Origin of the sequence: Amycolatopsis ultiminotia (assembly GCF_039536925.1) — a bacterium.
In the GTDB taxonomy this organism is placed as follows: domain Bacteria; phylum Actinomycetota; class Actinomycetes; order Mycobacteriales; family Pseudonocardiaceae; genus Amycolatopsis; species Amycolatopsis ultiminotia.
The window spans coordinates 460,682-484,135 of sequence record NZ_BAAAZN010000005.1 but is presented as its reverse complement, the minus strand read 5'-3'; the positions used below and the strand labels follow the sequence as shown (position 1 = coordinate 484,135).

The following is a 23,454-nucleotide window of genomic DNA, read 5'->3' as shown; positions in this document are numbered from 1 at the left end:
CTCCGCTCCGGATGTGGTGGTCTGGCGTGTCCCAGGTCACCGTGAACAGGCCGAGGAATACATCTTCCGCGCGAGTAGTTGAGCGAGCAAGTAAGGTAAGGGAACGGGACGAAGCGGCTGAGGAGCGCATCATGCAGTTCGGAATCTTCACGGTGGGTGACGTCACCACGGACCCCACCACGGGCGTCACGCCCTCGGAGCACGAGCGCATCAAGTCGATGGTCCGGATCGCGCTCAAGGCCGAGGAGGTGGGCCTCGACGTCTTCGCGACCGGCGAGCACCACAACCCGCCGTTCGTGCCCTCGTCGCCGACCACCATGCTCGGCTTCATCGCGGCGCAGACCAAGACCATCCAGCTGTCCACGTCGACCACGCTGATCACCACGAACGACCCGGTGAAGATCGCCGAGGACTTCGCGATGCTGCAGCACCTGTCCGGCGGCCGGGTGGATCTGATGATGGGCCGGGGCAACACCGGACCGGTGTACCCGTGGTTCGGCCAGGACATTCGGCAGGGCATCCCGCTGGCGATCGAGAACTACGCACTGCTGCGCCGGCTCTGGCGCGAGGAAGTGGTGGACTGGGAAGGCAAGTTCCGCACGCCGCTGCAGGGTTTCACCTCGACCCCGCGCCCGCTGGACGACGTGCCGCCGTTCGTCTGGCACGGTTCGATCCGCAGCCCGGAGATCGCCGAGCAGGCCGCGTACTACGGCGACGGGTTCTTCGCCAACCACATCTTCTGGCCGAAGGAGCACTTCCAGCAGCTGATCGCCTTCTACCGCAAGCGCTACGAGCACTACGGGCACGGGAAGGCCGACCAGGCGATCGTCGGGCTCGGCGGGCAGGCGTTCATCCGGGGAAAGTCGCAGGACGCGTGGCACGAGTTCCGGCCGTACTTCGACAATGCGCCGGTGTACGGGCACGGCCCTTCCCTGGAGGACTTCACCGAGCAGACGCCGCTGACCGTCGGCAGTCCGCAGGAGGTCATCGACAAGACGCTGACCTTCCGCGAGCACTTCGGCGACTACCAGCGCCAGCTGTTCCTGATGGACCACGCGGGCCTGCCGCTGAAGACCGTGCTGGAACAGCTCGATCTGCTCGGTGAACAGGTCGTTCCGGTGCTGCGCAAGGAATTGGCCGCGATGCGCCCGGAGCACGTTCCGGACGCGCCGACCCACGAATCGCTCAAGGCGGCCAAGGACCAGCCCGCCGTCGCCTGAACCCGCCGGACCGAGGAAGAAGGCCGAACATGACCGCACGCACCATCGCCGTGGTCACCGCAGGGCTGAGCCAGCCGTCGTCCACCCGGCTGCTGGCCGAGCGGCTCGCCGAGGCCACTCGCGCCGCGCTCGCTGTGGACGAGGTCGGCGTCGAGGTGATCGAGCTCCGTGACCTCGCCATCGACGTCACCAACACCATGCTCACCGGTTTCCCGAGCCCGCGGTTGCGGGAGGTGATCGACACCGTGACGCGTGCGGACGCGCTCATCGCCGTCACGCCGGTGTTCACCGCGTCCTACAGCGGGCTGTTCAAGTCGTTCTTCGACGTGTTGGACAACGACGCGCTCGACGGCAAGCCAGTGCTGCTCGGAGCGACCGGTGGCACGGAACGGCATTCGCTCGTGCTGGATTTCGCACTACGTCCGCTCTTCGCCTACCTTCGCGCGACTCCGGTCGCGACGGGCGTGTACGCGGCTTCGTCGGATTGGGGCAGCGTCTCGGCGACGGGTGCGCTGCAACAGCGTGTGGAGCGAGCCGCCGGCGAACTCGCCGCGCTGGTTTCGGCGGCACCTGAGGCCAAGCCGGAGGACGAGTTCACGTCGGTCCCGTTCGAGCAGCTGCTCGCCGGGAACTGACCTGACCCGGGGTTTCGCCGGGCGGGTGCCGGCCGAGGGCGGCACACTGGGCGGAAACGGACACGGGAGGGGAGGCCGGGTGAGCCTCGGCAGACCGGTGAAGCAGGCGATCGCCGCCGTGGTGGGCGGAGTGCTGGTGATCGTCGGGGTGGTGCTGCTCGTGCTGCCCGGTCCGGGGCTGCTGCTGGTGCTCGCCGGACTGATCGTGCTGGCGTCGCAGTTCCCGGCGCTGGAACGGTTCGTGGACCCGGTCCGCGATCGTGCGATGCAGGCCGCCGAACAGAGCGTGGCCGGCCCGCTGCGGATCGCCGGTTCGGTACTGGCCGGACTGGCGCTGATCGCCGCCGGTGTGGTGTGGGGCGTGGTGCGCAGCCTGCCGTTCAGCGGCTGGAGCACCGGGACGAGCCTGATCCTGTCCGGGCTGATCCTGTTCACCCTGCTGATCTGGAGCTACCGCCGGGTGCACGCCCGCCGGACCGCGATGCCCGAGGAATAGTCCACGCGGGGCTTTCGAGGCGGTCCCGGGCAAGTCGGGCACGCGGCCGGAGCCGGCAGGCCCGGGTGAAGGGCGCCACGGACAACGCAGCGACCCGGCTGCCGTTCGTGCGGTGAGGGTGGAAGGTCTTGTACGCGGAGCGTGCGGCCGGTTCCGGAAACGTGCCTGCCGCTCGACAGGTGTCCTGCTTGCGCCGAAGGGGCCTGCTATGGAGGTGTGCCTGTCGTTCGGTGCGTGTGTCGTAGGTGTCGAAGAAGGCCGCTATGGAGGTGTGCCTGTCGCTCGGCGCGTGTCTCGCAAGTGCCGAAGAGAAACGTGCCTGTCGCCCGGAACGTGTCTCGCAAGTGCCGAAGAAGGGCGCCACGGTGGGCCGGACGCGGAAGAGCCGGCAGGACTGGCCTGCCGGCTCTTCGGTACCGCGGGTGCGTTACGCACCTGAGGTGTAGAGGGTCTGCACCTCCTCCGGGGTCAGCGCGCGGTCGTACACGTGCACCTGGTCGACGGCTCCGTCGAGGAAGTCGGCCGGGTTGCCGTCGTACTGGGCGCGGCCGATCACCGTGTGCCCGTCGGCTGCGTCGCCGAGGCACTCGTTGCGGCTTGCCGCCTCCTGACCGTCCACGTAGAGCGCGAGCTTGCCGTTCGACGGGTCGCGGACTCCGACCAGGTGGTACCAGCGGCCGGTCTCCGGCGTCAGCTGGGCCGTCGCCCGCGTGCTGCCGATGCTGAACGCCAGCTTGTGGTCCGCACCCGAGTACTGGAGGTAGAAACCGCTGTGGTCGCTGCCGTCCTGGCTGACCGCGGTCTGGAAACCGTCACCGAGCGAGTTGAACTTCACCCAGGCCGCCACGCTGTAGCTCGCGTCGGTCTTGAGCAGCGACGCACCGGTGTCGGCGTACTGGCCGGAACCGTTCACCGCGAGCGCGGAGCCCTGGTGTCCCTCGGTCCACGTCGCTCCGCCGACCAGCGAAGCGTCGTGGTCGCCGACCGAGTCCGCGGCGGTGGTCCCGGTGTTCTCGTCGAACGGGTACGCGGCGATGCCGTCGATGCCCGGCGTTCCGGCCGGGAGCTGCGGACCCTGTTGCGGCGAACCGTCCACGCCGTTGATCACGGCGAGGTTCGCCTCCCGCACCTTGGCGAAGTCCATCTTCTGCACCTGACGGTCGTAGGTGAAGAAGCCGTTGACCTCCTGCTCCACGTCGGTGGTCTGGGTGTACACCCCGGCCGACACACCGCATTGGCGGCCGGCGAGCAGGAGCTGCTGCTGCAGTTCGGCGTACCGGCTGGTGAGGGTGGCGCTGTCCGGTTCCATCTCGTAGGCGAAGCTGCCGTCCGGATCGAACTCGTGCCCGTCGACCTTCAGTCCGAGCCCGCCGTACTCACCGTCCACCGCGGCGCGGGTCGCGTCCGGCGTCGGTGTGCCCGGTCCGGTGTAGGTGTGGTCGTCGTAGATGTCGCCCTTGCCGCTGTCCGGTTCGGACCGGCAGCAGTTCACCCCGGATTCGGCGTTCACCAGCCGGGTCGGGTCCCATTGCTTGACCTCGTCGGCGATCCGGCCGACCTGGTAGTCGCCCCAGCCCTCGTTGAACGGCACCCAGGTGACGATCGACGGGAAGCTGCGGTGCTGGTCGATCATCCGGTGCATTTCCGACTCGTAGTTGACCTGCGCTTCCGGCGGCGCGTCGACGTCGTCCTTCATCGCGGGCATGTCCTGCCACACCAGCAGACCCAGCTTGTCCGCGTAGTAGTACCAGCGGTCGGGTTCCACCTTGATGTGCTTGCGCACCATGTTGAAGCCGAGCGCCTTTTCCTGCTCCAGGTCGAACTTCAGCGCCTCGTCGGTCGGCGCGGTGTAGATGCCGTCCGGCCAGAAACCCTGGTCGAGCGGGCCGAGCTGCATCACGAACTTGCCGTTGAGCAGCATCCGCTGCTTACCGTCGGCGGTCTTGCCCACCGAGATCGACCGCATGCCGAAGTAGCCGCGCACACTGTCCCCGGAGGAAAGGTTGACCTGCAGGTCGTAGAGGAACGGATCGTCCGGCGTCCACAGATGCGGTTTGTCCAGCTTGAGCTGCAACGGTTTGTTCGCCTCGCCGGTCACCTTGCCGACCGCCGTGCCGTGGTCGTAGGCGATCGCTTCGACGGTCTGCTTGTCGTCCCCGCTGACCGCCGCGTTCACCGTGACCGAACCGTTCGCCACGTCCGGGGTGGTGTCCACCTTGTCGATGTGCGCGGGTTTCACCGGTTCCAGCCACACGGTCTGCCAGATGCCCGAGCTCGGGGTGTAGAAGATCCCGTCGCCCGCGGTGCGCTGTTTGCCGAGCGGCTGGTTGCCCGCGTCGTTCGGATCGCTGACGCCGACCACGATCTCCTGGTCCGGCGAATCGGTCAGTGCGTCGGTGACGTCCGCGGAGAACGCGTCGTAGCCGCCGGTGTGGTGGGTGACCTCGTGACCGTTGACCCATACCGTGGTGTCGTAGTCCACCGCCTGGAAGTGCAGCACGAGCCGTTCACCGTCGCCGACCTTCCAGTCCGGCGGCACCTGGAAGGTGCGCCGGTACCACATCGACGTCTCGTGCCGCATGATGCCCGACAGCGCCGACTCCACCGGATACGGCACGAGGATGCGCTCGCCCAGCCCCTGGCCGATCGGCGGGGCGTCGCCCGGTTTGGCCGCGGAGAATTCCCAGGTGCCGTTGAGGTTCTGCCATTTGTCGCGGGTGAGCTGCGGCCGGGGGTAGTCTGGCAGCGCGTTGTCCGGGGAGACCTGATCCGTCCACGGGGTGGACAGCGGTGGCGCCAGCCGTTGCCACTGCGGGGGATCGGCCGCCGAGGCGGCGGGCGCGTTCGAGAGCCCAGCGGCGACCACGGCGAACGCGGCGGCCGCCGTGGCCCATCGTCGGGACCTGCGGGCAGCACGAAACATCTTCGGACCTCCTGTTGCGGGGATCGAGCCGTTCAGGATCTGCGGGAACGAGCCAGCAGCCGCTGGATCACGACGACGACCAGCAGGAACGCCCCGCTGACCACCGTCTGGTAGTTGGAATCGAGCGTGCCGACCTGGTTGATGACGTTCTGGATGAGCGTTTTCAGCAGCACGCCGACGAGCGTGCCGATGATGGTGCCCGCGCCGCCGGTGAGCAGCGTGCCGCCGATCACGACCACGGAGATCGCGTCGAGTTCGGTGCCGACGCCGAGCACGGTGACGCCGGACTGCAGGTACGCCGCGGTGAGCACGCCGGCCAGTCCGGCGAGGGTGCCGCTGAGTGTGTAGAGCGTGATCTTGGTGCGCACCACGGGAAGTCCCATCAGCAGCGCGGATTGCTCCGATCCGCCGATGGCGAACACCGACTGGCCGAACCGGGTGCGGCGCAACAACACCCCGCCGAGCCCGAAGAGGATCAACGCGAGGTACACCGGCACGCCGACGCCGAAGATGGTGCCCTGCCCCAGCCAGAGGAATGCCGAACCGGCCTCCACTTTGTACGTCGTGGAGCCTTCGCTGGTCAGTGCCAGCAACAGCCCGCGGGCGAACAACAGCGAGGCGAGTGTGACGATGAACGGCGCCATCCGCGTCCGCGCGATGAGCAGGCCGTTGATCAGCCCGATCAGCCCGCACACCACGAGCGGCAGCAGGATCGCCACGATCAGGCCGTACCGCGAGCCGTATGCGCCGAGCACCCCGCCGAGCGCGTACACCGAGCCGACGGACAGGTCGATCCCGCCGGAGATGATCACGAACGTCATGCCGAGCGCGATCACCGCGAGGAACGAGCCCTGCAGCACCAGGCTGCGCAGGTTGTCCGCGGAACCGAAGTGCGGGAAGGCAAACCAGGAGGCGAGCACCCCGAGCACGAGCACCACCGCGGCACCCTGGCGCTGCAGGACGCCGGCCAGGCTCGCGCCGCGCTCCGTCGGTGGTGCGGCGGTGGTCGCGGTCATCGCGTGCTCCGTTCCCTGGCGACGTACACCGCGCCGACGATGATGGCGGCCTGCACCATCTGCGCCGCGGAATCGGGCAGGTTGTGCTTGATCAGCGTGGCGTGCACCAGCTGCATGAGCAGTGCGCCGAACACGGTGCCGAGCACCCGCACCCGGCCGCCGGTGAGCGGGGTCCCGCCGACCACCACGGCGGTAATCGCGGACAGCTCCATCAGCAGACCGGTTTCGCCTGCGTCACTGGCACTCAGCCGGGCAGTGGCCAGCACGCCCGCGATCGCGGCCAGTGCGCCGGAGATCACGTACACCCCGATCAGCACGCGCTTCACCGGCAGCCCGGCCAGCGTCGCGGCAGGCCGGTTGCCGCCGACCGCGACCAGGTGCCTGCCGAAGGTGGTGCGCCGCACCAGCAATCCGGCCAGCACCGCGAGCACCGCGGCGACCAGCACCATGATCGGAATGCCGAGCAGGTCGCCGGTGCCGAGTGCGAGGAAGTCGGCGTTGTGCAACTGGACCAGCTGGCCGTGCGCGATCACCAGTGCCAGCCCGCGTCCGCCGACCAGCAGCGCCAGCGTTGCGATGATCGGCTGGATGCCCAGCTGTGCCACCAGGAATCCGCTGAACAGCCCGGAAACCACGCCGGCGATGACCGCGACGATGACCGCGGTGAGCGGTCCGGCGCCGAGGTAGAGCGGGACCAGCGCGGCGGCGATCGACATTACCGAGCCCACCGACAGGTCGATGCCCTCGGTGCCGATCACCAGCGCCATGCCGAGCGCCACGATGCACACCGGCGCCGCCTGCACCAGCTGGGTGCGGAAGTTCGCGACGGAAAGGAAGTTCTCCGTGAAGATCACGTTGAACAGCAGCAGGACCACTACGGCCAGGTACACGCCGTAGTTCTGCAGCCAGCTCGTGACGCGCGCGCGGTCAGGTGCTCTCAGCGTCGCGGTCGTCATCGTCGTCACCCCCAGCGGCGATCGCGGCCAGTACGTTGTCTTCGGTCACGGCCTCGCCGGTCAGCTCGTCGGCCACCGCGCCGTCGCGCAGCACCACCACGCGGTCCGCACCGTCGAGCAGTTCCTCCAGCTCGGAGGAGATCAGCAGCACGCCGAGGCCCTCCTGGGCCAGTTCGTCGATCAGCGCCTGCACCTCGGCCTTGGCGCCGACGTCGATGCCGCGGGTCGGCTCGTCCAGCAGCAGTACTTTCGGTCCGGTGGCGAGCCACCGGGCGAGCAGCACCTTCTGCTGGTTGCCGCCGGAGAGTTCGGAGACCTTCTGCTCCGGGCTCGCCGCCTTGATCCGCAGCCGTGCCATGAAGGTCTGCACCACCCGGTCCTGTTTGGCCCGGTTGACGAAACCGAAGGTGGACAGGCTGGGGAGCGCGGCGAGCACGATGTTCTCCCGCACCGACAGGTTCGGGATGATGCCCTCGGACTTGCGATCCTCGGCCAGCAGTGCGACCCCGGACCGCATCGCGGCCGCGATCCGGCCGCGCTTCAACGGTTTCCCCGCCAGCATGATGGTGCCGCTCTCCAGCGGGAAGGCACCGATCAGTGCCCGCGCGGTCTCACTGCGACCGGAGCCGAGCAACCCGGCCAGCCCGACCACCTCGCCGGGCCGGACGGTCACCGACACCTCGCGCAGCTTGCGTCCGCCGGTGAGGTTTTCCGCCTGCAGCAACGGTTCTCCTCCGGTCTGGTGTTCCTCGCCGAAGGCGGTCACGCCTTCTTGGCGGATCTGCCGGATCTCCCGGCCGAGCATCATGGACACCAGCTCGATCCGCGGCAACGGCTTCAACGGGCCGCTGTGCACCACCTTGCCGTCGCGCAGCACGGTGACGCTGTCGCACACCCGGTACAGCTCGTCCATCCGGTGGCTCACGTAGATCACCGAGATGTCCTGCGCGTGCAGCCGGGCCAGCACCTCGAACAGCGTGTCCACTTCGCGTGGTTCCAGCGACGAGGTGGGCTCGTCCATCACCACCACACCGGCCTTCGTGGACACCGAGCGGGCGAGCGCGACCATCTGCTGCGCACCCACCGCCAGGGTGTGCAGCGGACGCCGGACGTCGGTGTCGATGCCGTAGCCGGAGAGCAGTTCGCGGGCCTGCGCGTTCATCGTCGACCAGTCCACGAGCCCGGTGCGGGTGCGCGGTTCGCGGCCGAGGAACACGTTGCTCGCCACGCTCATCAGCGGGACGAGGTTCACTTCCTGGTAGATGGTGGAGATGCCGGCCCGCTGCGCGTCGATCGGCCTGCGGAACTGCACCGGCTCGCCGAGGTGGTGTACCTGGCCCTCGTCCGGCCGGTACACCCCGGTGAGCACCTTGATCAGGGTGGACTTGCCCGCCCCGTTCTCGCCGACCAGTGCGTGCACCTCGCCGCGGCGCAGCGTGAACGAGACGTCGTCCAGCGCCACGGTGCCGGGGAACCGCTTGGTCACCCCGGTCACCTCCAGCACCGGTGCGGTCGTGGTCGTCACGCAGTCTCCTTCTCTCGCCCCGTACTGGTCTGTGCCGGTACTCAGAAGGCGTTCCCGACCTTCTGCGCCGCGTTCGACTCGTCGTAGGCGTCGTCGGTGATCACGATGCTCGGCGCGATCGGCTTGCCGTCCTCGAACTGCTGCAGCGTCTGGAACGCCAGCTGCCCGAACCGCGGGTTGGACTCGATCACCGCGTTGTAGCTGCCGTCGACGATCAGCTGCACGGCGTTGCGCGTGCCGTCCACGGAGACGACCTTGACGTCCTTGCCGGGGTTCTTGCCCGCGGTCTTCAGCGCATTGACCGCGCCGATGCCCATCTCGTCGTTTTCCGAGTACACCGCGGTGAGGTCGGGGTGGCTCTGGATCAGCTGCTCGGTCACCGACTGGCCCTTGGAGCGGTCGAAGTCACCGGTCTGCTCGGCGACCACGGTGAGGCCGGGGGTCTTCTTCAGCTCGTCCTTGAAGCCCTGGGTGCGGTCGGTGGTCACGTTGTTGCCGGACGAGCCGAGCAGGATCGCGACCTTTCCGTTGCCTCCGGTGGATTTCGCGAGCGCGGCGGCCGCGCGGTGGCCCTGTTCCACGAAGTTGGAGCCGATGAAGGTCAGGTAGTCGGTGCACGCCTTCGAGCTCACCTGGCGGTCGACGGTGACGACCGGGACCTTCTTCGCCTTCGCGGCGTCCAGCGCGGGCTGCAGGCCGTCGGAGTTCAGCGGTGCGACGATGAGCAGTTGCGCACCGCGGTCGAGCAGTGACTTGATGTCGCTGACCTGCTTGTTCAGGTCACTCTGCGCGTTCGTGGTGAGCAGGTGGTTTGCCGGGATGCCGAGTTTCGCGGCCTCGCTCCGGATGGACTGGGTCTCGGCGATGCGGAACGGGTTGGCCTCCTTCTCCGACTGGGAGAAGCCGATGATCGCGTTCTTCAGGTCGACCTTGGGGTAACCGGTCTTGGCGAGCGTGCAGCCGTCGGCGCTCGGCGCCTCGGATGCGGCCGACGCCGCCGGACCGGCCCCGTCGCTGGGCGCCGAGGACGATTCCTCGCGGCTGGTGCAGCCGGCCAGCGCCAGTGTCGCGGCGGCGCCGACGACGAGGGCCAGGCGGACAGGGACAGTCGGGGACACGGCGGACTCCTCACAGCGGATGACTAAGGTGATCCGCTCACCGGCGTGACCGCAGTCACCCCGGGGAGCTCGCGCCATTTTTACATCGTTGGAACAACGTTGTAAACAGGCAAAACGTCGCTACACTTCGTGTCCGCCGGGCTCGTCGTGGGCGTCGGTCGGAGCGGAGGGAGTCGGCGTGGCCGTGACACTCAAGGACGTCGCGACGCTGGCGGGCGTTTCGGTGAAGACCGTCTCGAACGTGGTCAACGGGTACGCGTTCGTGAAGCCGGAGAACCGCAGGCGGGTCGAGGAGGCGCTGGCCGCGACCGGTTACCGGCCGAACGTCGGCGCGCGCAACCTGCGCCGCGGCCGTACCGGTTTTCTCGCGCTGATGGTGCCGGAACTGAGCATCCCGTACTTCGGCGAGCTGGCCGGGCTGGTGATCACCGCGGCGCAGCGGCGGGGCTGGAGTGTGCTGATCGAGCAGACGCAAGGAACCCGGACCAGGGAACGGGCCACTGTGGACTCCCTCGGCCCGCATCTGGTGGACGGTGCGCTGGTGCACCCGGAAGCCCTCGAAGCGGGGGATTTCCCTGATCCGGGAATGGGAATCCCGATGGTGCTGCTGGGTGAGCACGCGGTGGACGTGGAGCTGGACCGGGTGGCGATCGACAACGTGCAGGCGGCGCACTCCGCGGTCTCGCACCTGGTTTCCCTTGGCCGCAGGCGGATTGCCGCGATCGGCGTGAATCCCCGGCGAGGAACCGCGTCGCTGCGTGTCGCCGGGTACACCGCGGCGCTCACCGACGCCGGTCTGTCCGTTGTGGACTCCCTGATGGAGCCGGCGGACAAGTACCACCGCGCGAACGGGGCAGCCGCGATGAAGCGGCTGCTGTCGCTGCCGGAACCGCCGGACGCGGTGTTCTGCTTCAACGATTTGCTGGCCGTGGGTGCACTGCGCTCGGTGGCCGAACGCGGTCTGCGGGTGCCCGAGGACATCGCCATCGTCGGGTTCGACAACACCGAGGAGAGCGCGTTCAGCCTGCCCTCGCTCACCACCATTTCGCCGGACAAGGCGGCCATCGCGGAGGCCGCGATCGACCTGGTCAACGGCCGGATCATCGGCACCGAGAACGCCTCGCCGCGCGAGGTGCAGCCGCCGTTTTCCTTGGAGATCCGGGAAAGCACCGCCGGGGTCAGCTCACCGGCCGGCCGGTGAGCGCGGTGAACACCTCGCCGGGGTGCCGGGTGAGGGCTAAACCGTCGGGGCGGAACCGGGTTCGGCCCAGAACCGGGTGAGGACACCGGCGCTGCGGACCGGATCCTGCACCATCCACCAGTGGCCGAGCCCGTGGAGCGTGGCGACCTCGGCGCCGGCCCTGGCGGCGGAACGACGGTGCCGGACCGGGCCTCCGCCGAACGGGTCCTCGGTGGCGACGATCGCCAGTCCCGGACGGGCCGCGGCGGCGGGCAGGTCCTTGCCGCGTTCGGCCATCGCCGGTTGGGCCGTCGACCGGTACAGGGCGAGGATGGCCCGTCCCATTTCCGGCCCCTGCGCGGCGGCAATGCGCTGGGCGACCGGCCGGTCGATGCCGCGGCCGACCATCCGCTCGGTGCGCGTCTCGAGTGTGCCGCCCAGTAGTTCCGCGACGGATTTCTCGCCTGCCCCTGCGGTTTGCCACAGCCGGGCCAGCTCGTGCCAGACGTAGTCGGGATCGAACAGGCCCAGTGCATCGCTGGCCCAGGTTCGCAGCAGGTCCGGCCGCGCCATGGCGACGGACAGGACGGTGCTGCCGCCGACGTCGTGGCCGACCAGGTCGACCGGTTCACCGAGCGCAGTCAGTTCCGCGACGAGCCAGTCCCGGTAGTCGGATGCGGTGCAGCCGAACCCGTCCGGGATGGGTGCGCCGAAACCGGGCGGGGACAGGCGCAGCACATCGGCGCGGTCCAGCTGGGCGCACAGCGGATCCCAGATCGCAGCGCTCTCCGGGTTGCCGTTCACGAACACAGTGGGCATGCGAAGCATCCTCACATACTTGTTAGTCAACACGCAAGTTTGTATGCTGACCGGTATGCCTGCCGAATCGCCGCGTCGCACCCAGGAACAACGGCGGACCACCACGGGAGCCGCACTGCTCGCCGCGGCTGCGGAGCTGGTGGTGGAGTCCGGGGTGCGAGCGGTGACCCTGGCCCGCGTCGGCGAGCGTGCCGGATACAGCCGGGGGATCGTCACCCACCACTTCGGCTCGAAGCAGGCGCTGCTCGACGCGCTGGCGAAGGCCAGCCAAGGCGGGTTCGTCCCGGGGATCGGTGACGTGCCGCCGGGGCTCGACCGTCTGGTGCTCCTGATCGAGGGGTACGTGCGCGAACTCGGCAGGGATGGGGTGAACGGCCGGGCGTTTCTGTTGCTGTGGGCCGAAGCGGCTACCGCGGCCGAGCTTTCCGGGACGTTCCGGGAGCGGGACGAAGCATTCCGCGCGGAGCTGAGCGGGGACGTCGAAGCCGGGCTGCGCGACGGCACGATGCGGGCGGACCTCGTGCCCCGCGACGTGGCGGTCGCGGTGCTGGGACAGGTACGCGGCATCGGGCTGCAACGCTTGCTGGACCCGGACGCGGTCGACACCGAGCGGCTCAGCGGCGCCGTGGCGGGGCAGTGGCGGCGGGCGTTGTGTGCCGAAGCCGGTGCCGACGGCGAGGTCCGGTCGTGATGGCCGAGGACGTGGCTGCCGATCGGCACGGTCGCGTGATTTCGGGCTGGTGACCGGGGATCGCGAGGGATCGTCGACGCACGGACCGCGCCGACTATGGGGTGACCGGCTCCGCCAGCGGTGCGTCGATGCCGTAGCGCCAGGTTTCGACCCGGTGCAGGTCGTCGCGTTGTAGTTCGGCGCCGCAGTGGTCGCAGGACGGGCCGGGCCGGGTGTCCTGCCCGCACGGCAGGTGCACCAGGCGCATCGGCTCGGCCGGGGCGGGGGACGACGTGTGCGCGCCGCCCCAGTGCGCCACCGCGTGGATCACCGGCAGGGTGTCCGCCCCGGCCGAGGTGAGCCGGTACTCGTGCCGGGTGCGCCCGTGTTCGCGATAGGGCACCCTGGCGAGCAGTCCGGTTTCGACCATCCGGCCCAGTCGCGTGGACAGCACGTTGTCCGCGATACCGAGCTTCTCGCGGAACTGGTCGAACCGCGTCAAGCCCGCGTGCGCATCCCGCAGGATCACGATCGTCCACGGGTCGCACAGCACGTCGGCGCCCCGCGCGACCGGGCAGGGCGCGCCCGTCCAGCTGTCCCGTCGTCCCATTCGCGGCCTCCTGACTTGCGATGGACAAGCCTAGGTTGCGGCATCGGCTGCTGCCACCAGCGGCGTGAGCCCGCGCAGTGCCGGCGGCAGCGGATCCCGGTGCAGGACGCCGAGCCGCTGCGTGGCACGGGTCAGTGCGACGTAGAGTTCGGCTGCGCCGCGGGGACTGTCGGCGAGAATCCTCTCCGGTTCCACGACCAGCACGGCGTCGAACTCCAGGCCTTTCGTCTCCGCCGGCGACACCGCCTCGGCCACCCCCGGCGGCCCGATCACCACGCTGGTGCCTTCCCGGCCCGCCTCGGTACTGACGAATTCCTCGATGGCCGCGGACATCTCGTCCTCGTCGACCTGCCGCGACCACGGCTGGACCCCGCAGGCGCGAACCGAATCCGGCGGCTGCACCTCAGGGGAGAATCCGGCGAGCACGGCCGCGGCGACGGTCATGATTTCCGACGGCGTCCGGTAGTTCACCGACAGCGACCGGTAGACCCAGCGGCCGGGCACGTACCGCTCCAGCATTTCGCCCCACGACCGCGCACCCGCCGCCGAACGGCGCTGGGCGAGGTCCCCGACCACGGTGAAGGACCGTGCGGGGCAGCGCCGCATGATCACTCGCCAGTCCATTTCGGACAGCTCCTGTGCCTCGTCGACGACCACGTGCCGGTAGGTCCAGTCCCGGTCCGCGGCGGCCCGTTCGGCCAGGTCCCTGGTGTCGCGCTCGACGAAGTGCTCGGCAAGGTCGCCGGCGTGGAGCAGGTCCTGGGCGAGCAGGTGGTCCTCGTCGTCCATCAGATCCTGGCGCTCGGTGTGCAGGATCTCCAGTACCCCGGAGGCGTACGCGGCTTGCCGCGCCTCTTCGGCATCCTGTCCGGCCGGCTTCCGGACGGCGCCGAGCAGGTCGACCAGTTCGTCGAGCAGCGGGACGTCGGAAACCGTCCAAGCTTCGCCGTCGGCGCGCAGCAGTGCCGGGTCCGCGCCTGCCGCGCGCAGCCGTTCCGGGCCGGTGTAGAGCGTCGAGAGCAGGGATTCCGGGGTCAGGATCGGCCACAGCTGCTCGATGGCGGCGGTGAACTGCACGTCACCCGCCAGCTGGCCGAGGAGGTTCTGCCGGAGTTCTTCCCAGCTCTCGCGGTCTTCGCGGGTCAGCCAGTCCCGGCCGATCCTGGCGATGGCCCGTTCGGTGAGCACGTAGGCGACGATTTCGACGAACACCGAGCGGGCCTCGTTGTGCAGCAGGCCGCTGGCCCGTGCCTCGTCTCTTGCCCACTCCGCGGTCTCCGCGTCGATCCGGACCGTGACGTCGCCCAAGCCGATCGGCACGGGTTCTTCCGGCAGCCGCTGCCGATCGGCGATTGCCGCGGAAAGCACGTCCAGCATCTTCAGCGATCCCTTGCACCGCGCCACTTCCGGCGTGTCCTCGGCGGTGATGTGGCGGCCGGGCACGAGCTCGCCCGGGGTCAGGAACACCACGTCGGTCTCGCCGAGCGACGGCAGCACACGGCTGATGTGGTTCAGGAACGCCGGATTCGGCCCGATCACGAGCACCCCGTGGCGTTCCATCCGTTCCCGCCGGGTGTAGAGCAGATAGGCGACGCGATGCAGTGCCACCACGGTTTTGCCGGTGCCGGGTCCGCCCTCGATCACCAGTACGCCCGGATGGTCGTGCCGGATGATCTCGTCCTGCTCGGCCTGGATGGTCGCGACGATGTCCCGCATTCCCTCGCCGCGTGCTGCGTTGACCGCCGCGAGCAGTGCGGCGTCTCCGTGTTCGGCGCTTTCCGGATGGCCGAAAACCTCGTCGGTGAAATCGACGACAGTGCGCCCGCGAGTCAGGAACTGCCGCCGCCTGCGCATGTTCTCCGGTGTCGCACCGGTCGCGGTGTAAAATGGCCTCGCCGCCGGCGCCCGCCAATCGAGCAGGACCGGTTCGTAGTCGTTTTCCTGATCGAACAGCCCGATCCGGCCGATGTAGGAATGCTCCCCGGAAACGGCGTCCAGCCGGCCGAAACACAACCCGTTGTCGGCCACGTCCAGACGTGCCCGCTCGCGGTCGAGCGAGCGCACCCGGACGTCCCGTTCCAGCGGTGTGCCACCGTTGTCGCCCAGTGCCTGCTCATACTCCCGCCGAACCCGCGCCCGCTCCCCGTCGAGCCGTCGGTAGAGCCCGGCGACGTACGCCCGCTCGGACTGCAATTCGTTCTCGTGCTCCTGATTTGACACGTACCCCTCGCAGCGGCTACACTGGTGACAGTTCGGCGGGTATCCCATTTTCGAGTGGAAGGCACGCCGATTTTTTATTGTCCACCTGATGTCAAGTGACTGGGTTCGTGTCGTTGCCGGGCCCGCGTGGACGTGAGAGTCCTCAATGGATGGTGGGGACGGTCTGGTTGGGCGGACTGGATCGGCGGTGTCGATTGGGCGGGGCCGCGGGTGGGGTGAAGCAGCAGAAATATTTCGGAAGAGGTCCAGGTCAGCGCTCCCCGCGCGCGTAACCGGGGGCGGCTGTGTGGGGAAATCCTTGACGCGGCCGGCTGGCTGTTGTCCGGGTTCGACGGGCGCGGGTTGACTGTTCGCGGCCGCGTCGGCGGCGTCGGCGGCGTCGGGGCCGTCGGGATTGCCTCGGTCGGGATCTACCGGTACTTCACCGACCGTGCCGCGGGGCCGACCCGGTGCGAGTTCGCGGGGTCGGCCGGGTACGAGTTCGCCCGGCTGTGTGCCGCGATGGAGGGGGCCGCTACGTCGTCCGGGTTGGCGTGGTGGGTCGTGTCCGCGTGCTGATCCACGCGTACTGCTGGTTTGCCATCGACAACTTCGGGCACTGCCGGCTGGTGGCGGCGAACGGCGCCAGCAGTACGCCCGGTGTCCGAGCGACCGGACCGTTGGTCGAGGTGCTGGATCTGCTCGCCGCTGCGTTCGCCTGTTGTGCCGACGGCGGTGTCCGCTCCGGGTGTCCGCCGGACGAGCTGGGGTGATCGCGTTCGTCGGTGTGTACGGGCAGGGTCGTCCTGTTCCGCAACCCCGCAACCCCGCAACCCCGCAACTCCGCAACCCCGCAACCCCGCCACGCAGTACGCCCCGTGGCGCCCGTGCGGTCCATCGTCGATCTCGTTTCGCTTGAGCCACGGGCGTTTTTCCCGATTCGCCCGGCCGGCGCTGCGCCGTCCCGGTGATCTTGACCGCAGGTGGTGGCCACGGCTTCACCAGGATCCCTAACATCTGTTCAGTAAGTACCCGAACAATCGTTTGGTGACTCTCTGTAGGAGGCAAGATGTCGGAGGCTCTGTCCGACGCGCCCGACTACCCGATGGCGCGAGGACGCTGCCCGTTCGACCCGCCGCCGGAGCTCGCCCGCCGGCTGCAGGATGAGCCGGTGTCCCGGGTGAAGATCTGGGACGGCAGCGAGCCGTGGCTGCTCACGCGCTACGACGACGTCCGTGAAGTGCTCGCCGATCCACGGGTGAGTGCCGATGTGGCGAAGGACGGGTATCCCGCGCAGTCGCCCGGGATCGCGGCCCGCCGTCGCCGGACCAAGGCGTTCATCGGCATGGACGATCCGGACCACGCCGCCCAGCGCCGGCTGCTGACCGGCGACTTCATGGTGCGCAAGGTGGAGCGGCTGCGGCCGCGGATCCAGAAGATCGTGGACGACCTGATCGACCAGATGCTGGCCGGCCCGAAGCCCGCCGATCTGGTGCAGGCCTTCGCGCTGCCGGTGCCCTCGCTGGTCATCTGCGAGCTGCTCGGGGTGCCCTACGCCGACCGCGTCTTCTTCCACCGCATCAGCAAGGTCCTGATTTCCAAGGACTCGACGGTCGAGGAATCGATGGCTGCGACCGAGGAGCTGCTCGGCTACCTCGGCGACCTGGTGAAGCAGAAGCTCGACGACCCCGGCGACGACGTGTTGAGCAGGCTTGCGGTGGAGCAGGTCGCCACCGGCGCGATGACCGTGGACGAGGTCGCGTCGATGGGTCAGCTGCTGTTGGTCGCCGGCCACGAGACGACCGCGAACATGATCGCTCTCGGTACCACCGCACTGTTGCAGAACCCGGACCAGCTCGCCGCGGTCCGCGACGGTGACCCCAAGCTCGTGGCCAACGCGGTGGAGGAGCTGCTGCGCTACCTCACCATCGTGCACACCGGACGGCGGCGGGTCGCGCTGGAGGACATCGAGGTCGCCGGGCAGCGCATCCGCAAGGGTGACGGCCTGATCGCAGCCGGGGACATCGCCAATCGCGACGCCACCCAGTTCCCCGATCCGGACAAGCTCGACGTCACCCGCAAGGCACGCCACCACGTCGCGTTCGGCTACGGCGTGCACCAGTGCCTCGGCCAGCCGCTCGCGCGGGTCGAGCTCCAGGTGGTCTACAGCACCCTCTACCGGCGGATTCCCACGCTTCGGCTGGCGGTTCCGCTGGACGAGGTGGCGTTCAAGCACGACATGGTGGTCTACGGGGTGCACGAACTCCCGGTGACCTGGTGAAAGGACGGTGGCCGAGATGAAGGTGGTCGTGGACCAGTCCCGCTGCGTCGGCGCGGGACAGTGCGTGCTCGTCGCGCCGGAGGTGTTCGACCAGCGTGAGGACGACGGCATCGTCGTGCTGCTGGAGGAGGAACCGCCGGAGGATCTGCACGGCCGGGTGCGGGAGGCGGCGCAGCTCTGCCCGGCGCTCGCCATCGAACTGGAGAGCTGACCGCGTGCGGACGTCACTCCACTGTGGACACGAGGTGGCGGGGTGACGTCCGTCGGTGCGATCCTTTAGGCTGTACGGAGATGGTCCGGACAGCCTGCGAGGAGCAGCCAGTGGTCGTGTTCGCCGGGCAGGGTGACGCCCGCCGTTCGCTGGAGCTGTTGTGGCGCGCGGGAACCGGACCACGTACCGCGCCGGGACCGAAACCGGCGCTGAGTGTGGACCGCATCGTGCGCGCGGCGGTGGAAATCGCGGACGCCGAGGGGATGGCCGCACTGTCGATGCGCGCGGTGGGGGAGCGGCTCGGGCGCACCGCGATGGCGCTCTACACCTACGTGCCGAGCAAGACCGAGCTGATCGACCTGATGGACGACCACGTGCTCGGCGAACTGCGCGAGGACTACGACCTGACCGGCGGCTGGCGGCCCGCGCTGAGCGAGCTGGCGCACGAGCTGTGGACGTTCCATCTGCGGCACCCGTGGCTGCTGCAGGTCTCCCCGGCCCGGCCGGTGCTGGGGCCGGGGGAATTCCGCATGCAGGAGATCGTGCTGCGGGTGCTGTTCACCACCGGTCTGCCGGCCGCGCGGGTGCGCCGGATCGTCAGCACTCTGCTCACCGTGGTCCGCGGCGCGGTGCAGATCGCCGCGGAAGCACGCCAGGCGGCACGGGAAACCGGACTGTCCGATGAGGACTGGTGGCGTTCGCGTTCGGCGGTGCTGGCCGAACTCGTGCCCGATCTGGTGACCCGGTACCCGCAGGTGGCGAGGCTGGGCGAGGATGCAGGTCCGCCGCCCGCGCAGGTGCCCTATTTGGAGCACGAGGCGCGACTCAGCCTGGAAGCCGGGGTGGAGCTCCTCGCGGACGGCATCGCGGCCGCACTCACCCGCGAGGCTTCCGCGCCTCGATGAGGAACCGCGTGGTGGTGGCGACGAACGGCCCGTCCTGCAGCTGCTGGTGGAGCTCGCGCAGCCGCGGCAGATGAGCTGCCACGGTGAAGCCCGGCACCATCCAGATCACCTTGCGCAGGAAGTAGATCACCGCACCGACGTCGAAGAATTCCGTGCGCAGCTTCTCGAACCGCAGGTCGGTCACCTCGAGACCGGCGCGTTCGGCGCCCGCGCGCGCCTCGTCCGGATGTCGTTTCCCGCGCACCTGTGCCGGTTGCGGGCCGAGGAAGTACTCCACCAGCTCGAACACGCTCGCCGGGCCGACCTGCTGGGACAGGTAGTGACCGCCCGGCCGCAGGACACGGGCGATCTCGTCCCACCACACGGTGACCGGATGCCGGCTCGAAACCAGGTCGAACCCGTTGTCCCCGAACGGAAGCGGCGGCTCGTCGGAGTCCTCGACCACGGCCACGCCACGCGGCGCCAGCAGGGCGGCGGCCTTCGCGATGTTGGGCGGCCAGGACTCGGTGGCGACGGTCCGCGACGGCAGCGCCGGTACCCCGGCCAGCACCTCGCCACCGCCGGTCTGGATGTCCAATGCGGACTCGACGGTCGCGAGCCGGTCACCGAGCAACCGCTGGTAGCCCCACGACGGCCGTTGTTCGGTGGCCCGGCCCTCGAGCCACGAGAAGTCCCAGCCTGCCACGGACACCGAAGCCGCTTCGGTCACCAGATCGTCGAAGGAACGCGTCATGCGCCCGATCGTCACAGCATCCGGCGGAACACGCGAGCCGATTTCACCACCCGGTCACCGGGACAGGTGCGCGGTCAGTTCGTCGTCGCCCGGCTCCACCAGGTGCGTGCCGTCCGGGAAGACGATGGTCGGGATGCGCCGCTCGCCGTCCTGCAGTTCCCGCACCAGCTTCTCGGCCGAAGCATCCTCTTCGACGTCCACGTAGTCGTAGGCGACGCCGGTTACGTCGAGCAGCGCGCGGCTGCGTTTCACGTCGGGACACCAGCTCGTGCCGTAGACGACCGGTTGTGGAGCGTTCATGACGCGACCTCCGAAGGGACGGGTGCGGGTTTCTCCTCGGCCGTCCCGGGTTCGGGGTGGCCGAGGAAGGAGAGCCAGTCGCGGAACACCCGGTGCACGGCTTCCGCGCCCACCGGCTCATCCGGCGCCGGGAAGTCCTTGGGGTGCAGGATGAACCCGCGCTGCTGCGGTCCGCCGAGCGCGCCGTGCGAGCCGACGTGCCGCTCGAACGGCGAAGCCTGGTCCGATTCCGGGTCGTAGCGGCTGTTGATCATGATGTCCGCGCAGTGCGGGAAGGTGTCCACGCGGGTGATCAGCTCGTCGGCGTACGGGCCGTACTCGGTGAGCGGGTCCTCGCCGATCACCACGCCGGTGGACAGCCGCTTGAGCCCGTCCCGGCCCAGCACCACCGGACCGAACTCGCGGCTGTGCACCAGCATGAACCCGACCCCGTCGTGGTCCACCAGCGTGGGCAGCAGATCCGGGTACTCGTGCTCGATGGTCTCCAGCTCGACCCGGCCCTCGTGCTCGGTGAACGACACCATCGCCAGATGCCCGGACACCACCACGACCACGCCGGGCGCCACGCGCGTGACCTCACCCGGGGAACCGCTCGTGGTACGCGGGCGGTCGTGCGCGCATTCGGCGTCCTCCACCCGCCCCCGCAGCCGGCGGGCGATCAGGCCGCCGGAGTTCGTCGCCTCCGCGAGTGCGGCGTTCACCTGCCAGCTCTCCGCCTGTCGCCGCTTGCCCGGTTCGGCCACCGGCGCCCCACCGCACAACCGGCCGACCAGCGCTTCCATCGTCTCGCCGAAGCGGTCCACGAACGCCTGGCCCTGGGTCTGCCCGTGATCGGACAGGCCGACGAGGTGGTAGCGCCGGGGCGCGAGCCTGCTCGCGCGCTGCAGCCGGGCGAACTGCTGGTCGATGGACCGCAGCACTTCCAGCGTGTCGAACCGTTCGATGCCGGAATGGTGCGCGACCTCGTCGTAGCCGAGGAAATCCGCGTACACCACCGGTCGTCCGGCCAGCATGTCGCCGATGATCGCGGACACCACCACGTCCCGCGCGATCACCGTGGTGCCCGGCCGGGCCAGCGGGTAGAAGCCGCCGCGCGGGATCCGCGGCATCACGCCCGCCCGGCGCTGCTTCGCCGCCGCGGACAGCTCGCGGAACACGTCGATGAGCGCGACGCCGAAGGTGCGGAGGACGTTCACCGGGTTGGCGAAGTAGGCGCGGTAGCCGGCGCCGACCCGGTCGTGGTGTTTTCCGCGCAGCTTGCGCGGGACCAGCACCGGGACCGAACTCATGGTCAGGCTCACGTGCTCGGCGTCGCCGGAGAACAGGTTGCCGTGGCTCGCGCCGTCACCGGCGAGCAGCCCGCGGCCGTTGGTGTGCCGCCGCTGGATCTCGGCCGAGTCGGACGGGTGCGCGCAGGCCATCACGTGGTCGCGATCCTTTTCGTACCAACGGAAGCCGAGGATGTCGTGGTTCGAGCCGTGCAGGATCCCGCAGACGCTGGCGCCGGTCTGCGAACTCCAGTCGGTGTGCCAGCGGGTGAGCGTGTGCGAGCCCTCGCTCAGCCAGGCGGCGAACGTCGGCATGTCGCCGTCCCGCACCGCGCGGCGCACGATGTCGTAGCCGAGCCCGTCGATCTGGAGGAACAGGACGCCGGGCGGCTGGTCGGCGACCTCGGCGCCGGGGGCGTGCTTGCGGCGACGGCGCGCGGCCCGGCGGAAGAAGATCTCGTCCTCGTCCACCGCCAGCGCACTGGAGATCACCGCGCCGACGGCGGACATCGCGACGGTGAGCACGACCGCCGTGGAGAATCCGTGCAGCTCGACCCCCGGCACGGCCTGGAGGATCGCCAGCGTCGCGGCGCCGAGCACGAGGTAGGTACCGACGCCGAGCGTGAAGTACGCGATCGGCCAGGCCACGCGCACCACGAGCGGCCACACCACAGAGGTGAGCAGTCCGAGGATCAACGCACACACCGTGGCCTGCCACCACGAGTGCATGGCGAACCCGTCGAGCCACCGGTCGAGCAGCCGCAGCGCACCGACCACGGCCGCCCAGACCAGCACCACGCGCGCCACGACGCGGCCACCGCGCAGCAACCGGCCCTTCGCCGGAGCGGGTGTCGTCACTGATGTCCTCCAGTTTTCGTCGCCGTCTTCTGCCGCCGTTTGGAGATCGCGGTCGTCGTGACGGTCACCAGCAGCACCAGCACGGTGGCAAGCAGGGTGGCGATCAGCGGCGAATCGAAGATGCCGCCGCTGAGGATGCCCAGCAGCGAGTAGGCCACCGCCCACAGCACACAGGCGACCAGACCGGCGGGCAGGAACTTGCGCCACGGGTAGCTCAGCGTGCCCGCGGCCAGCAGTACCGGGATCCGCCCGGCGGGCACCAGCCTGCCGATCACCACGAGCTGCCAGCCGCGGCGGGCGAACTGCTCCCGGCCTTTCTCGAGCCGGTCGGCCTGCTGCCGTCGTTCGACCCAGCGCAGCAGCGCTTCGCTGCCGAACCGGGGAACGGCGAAGGTGAGCACGTCACCCAGGTATGCGCCGAGCACGGCCAGCAGGATGACCAACGGCAGCGAAAGGTGGTCGGTGGTCGTCGCGACCGCGGCCGCGGCACCCACCACCGCACCGGTGGGCACGATCGGGATCACCGAGCCCAGCAGCACCCCGCCGAACAGCGCCGGATATCCGATCGCCGACGGGTCCGTCCAGTTCACCCGCGCTCCTCGGGGGCGGGCAGCAGGACGTCGGCGCCGGGACGGGTGTGCAGCACCTCGGTCGCCAGCCCGGCGCGGCCGACGTGGTGGGCGAACGCGCGCGGCGGCTCTACGAGCAGCTGCCGCATCCGTGCGGTGCGGTGGAGCCCCGGCACGGCGAGGGTGCCCCAGTGCACCGGCACCGCGGTGCGTGCGCGCAGCAGGCCTGCCGCTTCGGCGGCGCGTTCGGGCGTGAGGTGACCGGGGCCGAGGTTCGGGCCCCAGCCCCACACCGGCAGCAGCGCGACGTCGACCGGGCCGAGATCCGCCATGCCGGGGAACAGGTCGGTGTCACCGGCGAAGTAGACCCGTTCGCCGGGGGCGTCGAGCAGGTACCCGATGGCGGTGCTTTGCGGCCCGTGCGTGAGCCGCGGTCCCCATCGGTGCCCGGAGTGCACCGCTTCGGTCGCAGTGATCCGCAGCTCGCCATCGGTGACGGTCTCGCCGGGGGAGATCTCCTCGACCCCGGTGAAGCCGCGTTTGGCCAGCCAGCCGCCCGCGCCGCGCGGAACGACGATCCGGGCGTCCCTGCCGAGCAACTTCAGCGAAGGGAGGTGCAGATGGTCGCCGTGCAGGTGGGAGAGCAGCACCAGATCGACCCCGGACCAGGCCGCGATGTCCGGACGCGGCACGACCCTGGTGAGCGGGCCGATCCACCGGGTGAGCACCGGGTCGGTGAGCACCACCCGGCCACCGAGTTCCACGCGCGTGCTCGCGTGACCGAGGAAGTGCAGGTTCAGGCCGCTCACACCTCGAGTATCACCTGGTACGGCGGGAAACGCCCGGCGGAGTGGCCGGTCGCACCCCGCCGGGCGACCCCGGCCACTGCACCGGGTCTCGGCACCTGCGTCTCGACACCGTGGTCTCGACACCGTGGTCTCGGCGAGAGCGCTCGGTGCCCA

Annotated in this window: 22 protein-coding genes; 9 read left to right on the top strand and 13 right to left on the bottom strand. The window is 69.5% G+C overall.

The genetic code is table 11. The annotated features are described in order from the left end of the window. Positions 1–131 precede the first annotated feature (131 nt). The 3 genes from ABD793_RS14920 to ABD793_RS14910 all read left to right on the top strand — a co-directional run bounded on the left by ABD793_RS14920 (position 132) and on the right by ABD793_RS14910 (position 2,351). Positions 132–1,220 (top strand): LLM class flavin-dependent oxidoreductase, encoded by a 1,089-nt coding sequence (locus tag ABD793_RS14920; protein ID WP_344860048.1) that lies wholly within the window; start codon positions 132–134, stop codon positions 1,218–1,220. Between the two features lie 29 nt (positions 1,221–1,249). Then, entirely contained in the window at positions 1,250–1,855 is a 606-nt protein-coding gene (locus tag ABD793_RS14915; protein WP_344860045.1) for an FMN reductase, read from the top strand. 79 nt (positions 1,856–1,934) lie between these two features. Then, on the top strand, positions 1,935–2,351 hold the full coding sequence (locus tag ABD793_RS14910) for a PGPGW domain-containing protein (RefSeq protein WP_344860042.1): 417 nt from the start codon (positions 1,935–1,937) through the stop codon (positions 2,349–2,351). 427 nt (positions 2,352–2,778) lie between these two features. Here the strand turns inward: ABD793_RS14910 and ABD793_RS14905 are convergent, their stop codons facing one another. From ABD793_RS14905 to ABD793_RS14885, 5 genes are read right to left on the bottom strand one after another with little or no spacing between them, the layout of a single operon-like run. Continuing rightward, positions 2,779–5,274, bottom strand: a complete 2,496-nt coding sequence (locus tag ABD793_RS14905) for a LamG-like jellyroll fold domain-containing protein (RefSeq protein WP_344860040.1) — start codon at positions 5,272–5,274, stop codon at positions 2,779–2,781. 32 nt (positions 5,275–5,306) lie between these two features. Next, positions 5,307–6,290 (bottom strand): ABC transporter permease, encoded by a 984-nt coding sequence (locus ABD793_RS14900; protein WP_344860038.1) that lies wholly within the window; start codon positions 6,288–6,290, stop codon positions 5,307–5,309. Then, complete coding sequence (locus ABD793_RS14895; protein ID WP_344860035.1) at positions 6,287–7,246, bottom strand: ABC transporter permease; 960 nt, start codon at positions 7,244–7,246, stop codon at positions 6,287–6,289. The genes ABD793_RS14900 and ABD793_RS14895 overlap by 4 nt, the downstream gene beginning before the upstream one ends. Continuing rightward, a complete protein-coding gene (locus tag ABD793_RS14890; RefSeq protein ID WP_344860033.1) occupies positions 7,218–8,771 on the bottom strand; it encodes a sugar ABC transporter ATP-binding protein in 1,554 nt (517 codons plus the stop codon). Before ABD793_RS14890 ends, ABD793_RS14895 begins: the two co-directional genes overlap by 29 nt. Positions 8,772–8,812: 41 nt before the next feature. Further along, positions 8,813–9,889, bottom strand: a complete 1,077-nt coding sequence (locus ABD793_RS14885) for an ABC transporter substrate-binding protein (protein WP_344860030.1) — start codon at positions 9,887–9,889, stop codon at positions 8,813–8,815. A gap of 178 nt (positions 9,890–10,067) precedes the next feature. Between ABD793_RS14885 and ABD793_RS14880 the strand changes: the two genes are divergently transcribed. Next, positions 10,068–11,090, top strand: a complete 1,023-nt coding sequence (locus ABD793_RS14880) for a LacI family DNA-binding transcriptional regulator (RefSeq protein ID WP_344860026.1) — start codon at positions 10,068–10,070, stop codon at positions 11,088–11,090. A gap of 36 nt (positions 11,091–11,126) precedes the next feature. On the opposite strand, the gene ABD793_RS14875 is transcribed toward ABD793_RS14880, so the two are convergent. Continuing rightward, a complete protein-coding gene (locus ABD793_RS14875; RefSeq protein WP_344860023.1) occupies positions 11,127–11,888 on the bottom strand; it encodes an alpha/beta fold hydrolase in 762 nt (253 codons plus the stop codon). A gap of 55 nt (positions 11,889–11,943) precedes the next feature. On the opposite strand from ABD793_RS14875, the gene ABD793_RS14870 reads away from it, so the two are divergent. Beyond that, on the top strand, positions 11,944–12,579 hold the full coding sequence (locus ABD793_RS14870; RefSeq protein WP_344860020.1) for a TetR/AcrR family transcriptional regulator: 636 nt from the start codon (positions 11,944–11,946) through the stop codon (positions 12,577–12,579). A 94-nt stretch (positions 12,580–12,673) separates the two neighbouring features. Here the strand turns inward: ABD793_RS14870 and ABD793_RS14865 are convergent, their stop codons facing one another. Both ABD793_RS14865 and helR read right to left on the bottom strand, forming a co-directional pair. Further along, positions 12,674–13,168 carry a winged helix-turn-helix transcriptional regulator gene (locus ABD793_RS14865; RefSeq protein ID WP_344860016.1) on the bottom strand — a complete coding sequence of 165 codons (495 nt, stop codon included), beginning with the start codon at positions 13,166–13,168 and terminating at the stop codon, positions 12,674–12,676. Positions 13,169–13,198: 30 nt separating this feature from the next. Beyond that, a complete protein-coding gene (helR, locus tag ABD793_RS14860; protein ID WP_344860012.1) occupies positions 13,199–15,388 on the bottom strand; it encodes an RNA polymerase recycling motor ATPase HelR in 2,190 nt (729 codons plus the stop codon). A gap of 536 nt (positions 15,389–15,924) precedes the next feature. Here helR and ABD793_RS14855 point away from each other — a divergent pair. The 4 genes from ABD793_RS14855 to ABD793_RS14840 all read left to right on the top strand — a co-directional run bounded on the left by ABD793_RS14855 (position 15,925) and on the right by ABD793_RS14840 (position 18,764). Continuing rightward, positions 15,925–16,140: a hypothetical protein gene (locus ABD793_RS14855; protein WP_344860010.1), complete on the top strand. Its 216-nt coding sequence runs from the start codon at positions 15,925–15,927 to the stop codon at positions 16,138–16,140. Positions 16,141–16,436: 296 nt separating this feature from the next. Next, positions 16,437–17,648, top strand: a complete 1,212-nt coding sequence (locus tag ABD793_RS14850; protein WP_344860008.1) for a cytochrome P450 — start codon at positions 16,437–16,439, stop codon at positions 17,646–17,648. Between the two features lie 16 nt (positions 17,649–17,664). Beyond that, positions 17,665–17,859 (top strand): ferredoxin, encoded by a 195-nt coding sequence (locus ABD793_RS14845; protein WP_344860006.1) that lies wholly within the window; start codon positions 17,665–17,667, stop codon positions 17,857–17,859. Positions 17,860–17,969: 110 nt separating this feature from the next. After that, positions 17,970–18,764 (top strand): TetR/AcrR family transcriptional regulator, encoded by a 795-nt coding sequence (locus ABD793_RS14840; RefSeq protein ID WP_344860203.1) that lies wholly within the window; start codon positions 17,970–17,972, stop codon positions 18,762–18,764. Here the strand turns inward: ABD793_RS14840 and ABD793_RS14835 are convergent. From ABD793_RS14835 to ABD793_RS14815, 5 genes are read right to left on the bottom strand one after another with little or no spacing between them, the layout of a single operon-like run. Then, entirely contained in the window at positions 18,736–19,497 is a 762-nt protein-coding gene (locus ABD793_RS14835) for a class I SAM-dependent methyltransferase (RefSeq protein WP_344860004.1), read from the bottom strand. The two genes, ABD793_RS14840 and ABD793_RS14835, sit on opposite strands and share 29 nt — an antisense overlap. A gap of 54 nt (positions 19,498–19,551) precedes the next feature. After that, positions 19,552–19,797 carry a glutaredoxin family protein gene (locus tag ABD793_RS14830; protein WP_344860002.1) on the bottom strand — a complete coding sequence of 82 codons (246 nt, stop codon included), beginning with the start codon at positions 19,795–19,797 and terminating at the stop codon, positions 19,552–19,554. Further along, positions 19,794–21,923, bottom strand: a complete 2,130-nt coding sequence (locus ABD793_RS14825) for a phage holin family protein (RefSeq protein ID WP_344860000.1) — start codon at positions 21,921–21,923, stop codon at positions 19,794–19,796. Before ABD793_RS14825 ends, ABD793_RS14830 begins: the two co-directional genes overlap by 4 nt. Continuing rightward, positions 21,920–22,513 (bottom strand): DedA family protein, encoded by a 594-nt coding sequence (locus ABD793_RS14820; protein WP_344859998.1) that lies wholly within the window; start codon positions 22,511–22,513, stop codon positions 21,920–21,922. Before ABD793_RS14820 ends, ABD793_RS14825 begins: the two co-directional genes overlap by 4 nt. Next, positions 22,510–23,301 carry an MBL fold metallo-hydrolase gene (locus ABD793_RS14815; protein ID WP_344859996.1) on the bottom strand — a complete coding sequence of 264 codons (792 nt, stop codon included), beginning with the start codon at positions 23,299–23,301 and terminating at the stop codon, positions 22,510–22,512. Before ABD793_RS14815 ends, ABD793_RS14820 begins: the two co-directional genes overlap by 4 nt. Positions 23,302–23,454 lie beyond the last annotated feature (153 nt).

Bases quoted from the DNA above. Each gene is read 5' to 3' on its own strand.
- ABD793_RS14920 (WP_344860048.1), top strand. From the start codon at position 132: ATGCAGTTCGGAATCTTCACGGTGGGTGACGTCACCACGGACCCCACC.
- ABD793_RS14915 (WP_344860045.1), top strand. From the start codon at position 1,250: ATGACCGCACGCACCATCGCCGTGGTCACCGCAGGGCTGAGCCAGCCG.
- ABD793_RS14905 (WP_344860040.1), bottom strand. From the start codon at position 5,274: ATGTTTCGTGCTGCCCGCAGGTCCCGACGATGGGCCACGGCGGCCGCC.
- ABD793_RS14900 (WP_344860038.1), bottom strand. From the start codon at position 6,290: ATGACCGCGACCACCGCCGCACCACCGACGGAGCGCGGCGCGAGCCTG.
- ABD793_RS14895 (WP_344860035.1), bottom strand. From the start codon at position 7,246: ATGACGACCGCGACGCTGAGAGCACCTGACCGCGCGCGCGTCACGAGC.
- ABD793_RS14875 (WP_344860023.1), bottom strand. From the start codon at position 11,888: ATGCCCACTGTGTTCGTGAACGGCAACCCGGAGAGCGCTGCGATCTGG.
- ABD793_RS14870 (WP_344860020.1), top strand. From the start codon at position 11,944: ATGCCTGCCGAATCGCCGCGTCGCACCCAGGAACAACGGCGGACCACC.
- ABD793_RS14865 (WP_344860016.1), bottom strand. From the start codon at position 13,168: ATGGGACGACGGGACAGCTGGACGGGCGCGCCCTGCCCGGTCGCGCGG.
- ABD793_RS14850 (WP_344860008.1), top strand. From the start codon at position 16,437: ATGTCGGAGGCTCTGTCCGACGCGCCCGACTACCCGATGGCGCGAGGA.
- ABD793_RS14845 (WP_344860006.1), top strand. From the start codon at position 17,665: ATGAAGGTGGTCGTGGACCAGTCCCGCTGCGTCGGCGCGGGACAGTGC.
- ABD793_RS14835 (WP_344860004.1), bottom strand. From the start codon at position 19,497: ATGACGCGTTCCTTCGACGATCTGGTGACCGAAGCGGCTTCGGTGTCC.
- ABD793_RS14830 (WP_344860002.1), bottom strand. From the start codon at position 19,797: ATGAACGCTCCACAACCGGTCGTCTACGGCACGAGCTGGTGTCCCGAC.